Genomic DNA, 6,513 nt, shown 5'->3' with positions numbered 1-6,513 from the left:
GAGATAATCTCATTCAAAAAGGAATAAAAGAGATTGTAAATGAATTTAGGGATTCCAATGCCGATGCAATTATTCAATTAAAAAGTGTGGAAGATCCTAGAAGATTTGGGGTAGCTATCATTGATGAGCATAATCGGATTATTAGGCTGTTTGAAAAACCCCAGGTACCTCCCAGTAACCTTGCGGTAGTAGGGGTTTACCTATTTCGGCCTGTCATTCATCAAGCAGTTAATGGGATTATCCCCTCTAAACGCGGGGAATTAGAAATAACAGATGCCATTCAAAAACTAGTTGATCTGAACTGCCGGGTGGAAGCCAGGGTCATGGACGGTTGGTGGCTGGATACCGGTAGAAAAGAAGAACTATTGGCAGCTAATCGCATTATTCTAGAAGAACAAACGGGGCTAAACATTGAGGGGGAAGTGGATCAAGAAAGTTTGCTGAAGGGGCCAGTGGAATTGGGTAAGGGTTCAAAGGTTAGTCAAAGCATCATCTGCGGCCCGGTTAGAATTGGAGAAAATGTGACCGTCCATAGATCCTATATCGGTCCCCATACATCGATCGGTTCCGGTACCATCCTTAACAATGTAAATTTACAGTACTCTGTGGTGATGGAAAATTGCCAACTGGCTAATATTGATCAATTGAGGGACAGCATCATTGGGTATAATTGTAAAATCGAGCGTTCGTTACATGTGAAGGAGCCTTTGAATTTGCTAATCGGTGATAATTGTGAAGTTCTATTGTAGCAGGATTAGCCATCCGTTATCTTGAAGATGGCCATGGCATAAATCAACAAGAAAAAGGAGCAGTCCTGGGGAAACTGCTCCTTTTTCTTGTTGGTTTATTGGGCACCTGTAAACTTGTTGATCATCGTTTGTATCATTTTATTATAAATATCTTCGAATGGTGTCTTTTTTAGCTGAGTAAATACACTATTTATTACTGTAAAAGCTTGGCTGGTTTTACTTTGATTTACCAGTTCTAAACCTTCTTGCAACTTAGCAGCTAATAGCTCAAAGATTATTTCCCTGGGTTTTTCATCGGCTATACCCTGCACGGAAAAGAGCTGTATGGGAGGGGCACCCATGGCGATACACTGGTTCATACAAGTAAGGCATTCATTTGTATTACCGAGGTTATAGTAAAGGATTCCTTTTAAATAAACCAAATCCGTATAATTGGGGTAAACCTTTACGTATTTATCGGCAAAGACCAAACCATCTTGATATTGCCCCAGTACCAGATAGCAATTTACCATGCTGCGAACCATGGCTGGTGCGTAGGATTCCTTTAAATCTGTTCTTTGCAAAGATTGCTGATAAAATTCCAATGCCTTTTGAAAATTGCCCAGCTTTTGCTGCTCTACGGCAATATAGAAAGGAATAAAGCCTGTGTTGCCATAGTCCTGCATGGCCTTTTGCAAGATGCGGAGGTTTCGTTCAATTTTGTTGCGCTGAGTGGTCTCGTCATTTTCGTAACCATAATGGTAAATGGTTATATTAGACTTGCCAATTTTTTTAGGGGAAGAGTTTCGGATAACCGATGGTAAGACCTGCTCATGGATGGGGCATTCAAAGCGATGCAGGGGGCTGTTGCGAAAGAGCCGGAAGCCCTGAAAAAGTGTGCTGGGCTTGTTATTGAACATGTTTACCATATTCACCCAGTAACCATCATAGTTTTCACTTTTCACCACTTCCCTTAGCAGGGGTGCTGTTTTGGCTTCTAGTTCTTCATCACAGTCTAAAAATAAGATCCAGTCTCCGCTGGCTTTTTCCAGGGATTTATTACGGGCCAGAGCAAAGTCATCCTGCCAAAGGTGATGGTAGACCTCTGCACCCATTTCCTCAGCGATTTCTACGGTAAAATCTGTGGAGCCGGTATCCACCACCACAATTTGATCCACAAAGGGCTTCGCACTTTTAAGACAGCGGCCAATGGAATGTTCTTCGTTTTTAGCGATAAGACAAAGGCTTATGGAAGGCACTTAATGCACCCCCTTGAGCAGAGTTTTTTGGTCTGATTTCATTTGCAGTTTAATCAACTGACGCATAAAATCTGCATTGTCGGGATAATTTTTAAGGGCCTCTTGAATCATATTGAGGGTTTGCTTTAAATAAATCTCCTGGAGGAGATTCCGAACCTTTTCGGCAGCATGCAGAGCCAGGGCTTTATGCAACATAGTTTGAGCGGAGTCGTATTCCTGGTTATTATAAAAATACCTACCCAGGGCATAGTATTTTTCATGAGTGCTTTGATTAATTTTTAGTTCATTTATAGCAAGACGGGCAGCCATCTCAAATCGCCCTTCATGGGGAGGATCAGACGTTAAAAGGTTAATTATTTCGGTGTTATCAAAACCACATAGATTCAATATACTTAGAACTAGGGCAAATGCTTTGTGTTCTAATAGCTCATTGATAATCTCATTAAAATAATAGTTATGGGGATTAAGTTCTATTTCCGTTGTTTGTTTCAATAACAAATCATTGATACCTTTAAGGTAATCAATAAATTCCTCATCCAGGGGAAGATCCTGTTCTAAATAGGGTAATAGATCCCTTGGTGAACCGGTGGCCCAGAATTTTGCAACCAACTCAAGGAATATCCTTTGTCTCTGATGGGAGTCATTAATTTCAGGTAATATAGAAACAGCCTGCTGATAACGGCCAATTTTTACCAGGGATCTACTCATATAATAATAAATTTCTGGTTTGATTTTGGATAATTGCTCAAAGAGTCTGATAGCCAGTTCATATTCCTCAATTTCATAAAGCATACGGGATAACATTAATTTTTCAGTGTTTTTATCCGCGTGCTTAACATTTTTCTTTAATAGCGTGTAAACCTGCTTCCCATCCTGTAGAGAAGCTTTTAATAACTTAGCTAGGTTAACATATTGTTGCATATCATTATTTTTAAGTCTTAGTCCCTGTAATTGATAGTGGAGGGCTTTTTTATGATTACCTATTTTTTTGTATATTTCCGCCAGCTTAAAATTGGGCAAAAAGCTGCCGACACCTGTTCTGGTGGTGTACTTCCCCTGACACTGTTCACCTAGCTGGAGGCATTTTTCAAAGGAAGTAATGGCCCTTCTAATATGACCCAGGGAATTAAAAAGCTCTCCATCGATATAATGAATATCAACGTAATCAGGATAATGGGCTTTGCATTTTTCAATATGTGTTACTGCCTCGTCGATCCTGCCCAGCTTCAATAGGCAGGAGGTCAATGAAACAAAGATACTTGGTGCATACATGGCCCGAATGTTTACATATTGTAAGGCTTTACTATAATTAGAAATTGCTTCTTCCAAGTTGTTGAGGTTGACACAGGAACCACCCAGGCTAAAAAGATAAAAGGGATTGTTAGGATCCTGTTCCACCAATTTCATATTAATTCGGTGGTTGCGCCGGGCTTTGTTTTTTGCAATAAATTCAGAGGCCAGGTAGCCATAGTGAAGAATATTAATCCCTGAGTTAATGACAGGGGTACCCTTGGCCCGGGGAGTAATGGAGCTGATAATCTGTTCATGCAGTTTTCCCTCAAAGCGGTAGGCCGGTTTATTTCTAAACATCCGAACATTAACGTGTTTTAATGGATCATTGTTGTCGGTAAGGTTAGTAATCTGAAAGATATAGGCTTCTACGTTGGAGCGTTTTGTAAGGGCCTTTATGCGCTCGGAGCAATTAGGTTCCAGTTCCTCATCGGCATCTAAATAAAGAATCCAATCGCCCTTGGCCTGATCGAGACCAAAGTTGCGTGCAGCGGCGAAATCTTCATTCCATTGATAATGGAAAATTTTTGCGCCAAACTGTTCTGCAATCGATACGGTAGCATCTTCAGAACCAGTATCCACAATGATCATCTCATCCACACAATCCTTGGCACTGTTTAGACACCGGGCTAAATTGTGTTCCTCATTTTTAACAATCATACATAGCGAAATCATGGTACTCCTCCTAAGACGTTATATGCCATTATATGTAGAAGGAGCAAAGACGTGAAAATGAAGGGCTGTTAGCGTTAATGAACATTAACAGAGCCAAATAAAAAAGGAGTGTCGTTTGTAGTTTTGCGACACTCCTTAGGGCTTTTAGAATACAGGATCACATACCGTCGTACAGAAAGTGGGTACAGAAACAAAGTCTGAAGATTTAAAATTAGTAACCTTTCTGCCGGAGCAGGTGGTGGTAGCTGCATAAACAAGAACTCCTGCATCAGAACGAATGACCCTAATTTCAACATTAAAGGGTACATCTGTAAGGTCTAGCAACTCTTCCGCAGAGGAACATGGTTCAAGGTCAAAGGTTATGGTTGCAAAGGGTGGGCAGAGTGGTGGAGCAAAACCAAGGGGACGTACGATAAAGGTAACGGTTTGTGCCTCTGTGGTATTGTTCAGGGCTTTGACAACCACGTTTTCCTCTTCACACTCTCTTAGGTAGGGGCCGCTGGACAGGAAGAGGGAGGGGCTTTCCGTTTGGTTAGCTAGAATTTGGCTGACTTCAGATTTAATTTCCAGTAAACCGTAGGTTGGGTTAAATACAGCACTTTCAATGGCAGATACTTCTTCTTTAATTTCTTCTAAACCAAAGGTAGGGCTGAATACAGCAGACTCAATGGCAGAAACTTCTGACTTAATGTCATTAAGCAGAGTAATGGGGATTACAATATCGATGTCGAGGTTGCTGACCAGGGAGAGAATTTCAGAAACCTCGAATTTGATTTCCTCTAGGCCAAAGGTAGGACTGAACACGGCATTTTCAATGGCGGATACTTCAGCTTTAATTTCACTGATACCAAAGACAGGGTTTAATACGATATCGGTAACAATGGCGAGGATCTCAGAAACCTCGGATTTGATTTCCTCTAGGCCAAAGGTACTATTATCAATCATATCCTGAATGCCGCCAACAATGGTTTCAACCAGTGATACTTCAGATTTGATTTCCAGTAAACCGTAGGTTGGGTTAAATACAGCACTTTCAATGGCAGATACTTCTTCTTTAATTTCTTCTAAACCGAAGGTAGGATTGAAAATAGCAGACTCAATATTTGAGACTTCTGCCTTAATGTCGTTGAGCAGTGTAATAGGAAATTCAATTTCCAGATCCCTTACAATGTCCAGAATTTCAGAGACCTCTGCTTTGATTTCCGGTAGACCAAAAGTAGGACTGAAAACCCCCCGCTCGATGTTTCTTACTTCTCTTTTAATTTCTTTTAATCCAAATCTGGGATCGCAAAGTAATTTTCCCAAGCTATCAATTTCTCTTTTTAAAATACAAATGGCTTTGATAATTTTGTGTAACAATGCCGGATCAGGACAACAATCAAAATCGTTACAGGGATCATGGTCTTGACAATCGTCTTCAGGGGGATTGCAATCCCACTGATCTTTACCACAATGCTGTTTTTTGCCCCATTTGTCCCAGGGATTTTTTTCATCCCAATTCCACATAAAGAAGACCTCCTTTGTTTATTTCTTTTACATAATATGACAGAGTAAGCTAAATGTGCCTTGACTGGCAGTTTTAGAGGAAATTTACATAAAAAAACTAGCCGGTAATGTTGTTACCGGCTAGTTTTTAGCTTAGTATCTTTATACTAATTTCCATACATAGAGGATTCAACTTTGCTTAATGCTAGGTGCACATGGTACCTACTGGTATCCAAGCGGTTGACTGAAACTCTGTATTACCTGGGGCAGCCAAACCGATTACTCCAGCCAAAACCGTTCTTCCTAAGGCGTATAAACTGATACCGAAGGTGGCACTGGTCTCAGCAAAGATAATGTAGCTATCTCCGACAACGATCGGTATTACGGGAAGTAATCCCCCACCGAAGAAGTCTCTGTCACCGCAGCAAGGAGGAAGGTCCAGTGAGAGAACATCTGAAGCCGGGCTAACACAATCGTTTGATTCCCTGATATAGAAGGTTACACTTTGGATGGAGTCAGTCGTATTAAAGGCCTGAACTTCAATGGCATTTTCACCCGTTTTGGTCGTAAAAGGACCAGTAGTAAAGAGATTGCCGCCTAATACCCCAGCCTCTACGATGCTTAGGATGCTAGATACTTCCGATTTAATTTCTATCAGACCAAAGGTTTCACTGAAGACAGCGGATTCAATACTAGAGATTTCGGATTTAATTTCCTGTAAGCCAAAGGTGGGGCTAAATACAGCAGATTCAATGGCGGAAACTTCTGATTTAATATCCGATAACAAAGCACCTGGGCATTCAAGATTAAGTGTGCTTACAATGGAGAGTATTTCAGATACTTCAGATTGAATTTCTTCCAGACCAAAGGTTAGGCTAAAGACCGCAGCTTCGATATTGGAAACCTCCGCCTGAATCTCACTTAAGCCAAAGGTTTCACTAAATACGGCAGATTCAATAGTGGAAATTTCAGCTTTGATTTCACTGAGTCCAAAGGTTTCACTGAAGACAGCGGACTCAATGTTGGAGATTTCGGCAATGATCTCACTGAAACCAGAGGTCAGGTTGCTAATTTCG

The 6,513-nt window shown here is 40.9% G+C and carries 5 protein-coding genes; 1 reads left to right on the top strand and 4 read right to left on the bottom strand.

Annotated elements, in window-relative coordinates; genetic code table 11:
* A partial coding sequence (locus AC1U9Z_RS17345; RefSeq protein WP_479958476.1) for a sugar phosphate nucleotidyltransferase occupies positions 1–749 on the top strand: 749 nt, incomplete at its 5' end.
* A 95-nt stretch (positions 750–844) separates the two neighbouring features.
* On the opposite strand, the gene AC1U9Z_RS17340 is transcribed toward AC1U9Z_RS17345, so the two are convergent.
* From AC1U9Z_RS17340 to AC1U9Z_RS17325, 4 genes are all read right to left on the bottom strand, one after another.
* Positions 845–1,987 carry a glycosyltransferase gene (locus AC1U9Z_RS17340; protein WP_333530517.1) on the bottom strand — a complete coding sequence of 381 codons (1,143 nt, stop codon included), beginning with the start codon at positions 1,985–1,987 and terminating at the stop codon, positions 845–847.
* Positions 1,988–3,952, bottom strand: coding sequence for a glycosyltransferase (locus AC1U9Z_RS17335; RefSeq protein ID WP_333530518.1), 1,965 nt, complete (start codon positions 3,950–3,952; stop codon positions 1,988–1,990). It abuts the gene before it with no gap.
* Positions 3,953–4,096: 144 nt separating this feature from the next.
* Positions 4,097–5,458 carry a hypothetical protein gene (locus AC1U9Z_RS17330; RefSeq protein WP_333530519.1) on the bottom strand — a complete coding sequence of 454 codons (1,362 nt, stop codon included), beginning with the start codon at positions 5,456–5,458 and terminating at the stop codon, positions 4,097–4,099.
* A 184-nt stretch (positions 5,459–5,642) separates the two neighbouring features.
* The coding region (locus AC1U9Z_RS17325; protein ID WP_479958475.1) for a hypothetical protein at positions 5,643–6,513 on the bottom strand (871 nt) is incomplete at its 5' end.

The organism is Desulfotomaculum sp. (genome assembly GCF_982386235.1).
This window is presented reverse-complemented; position numbering and strand designations above follow the sequence as displayed.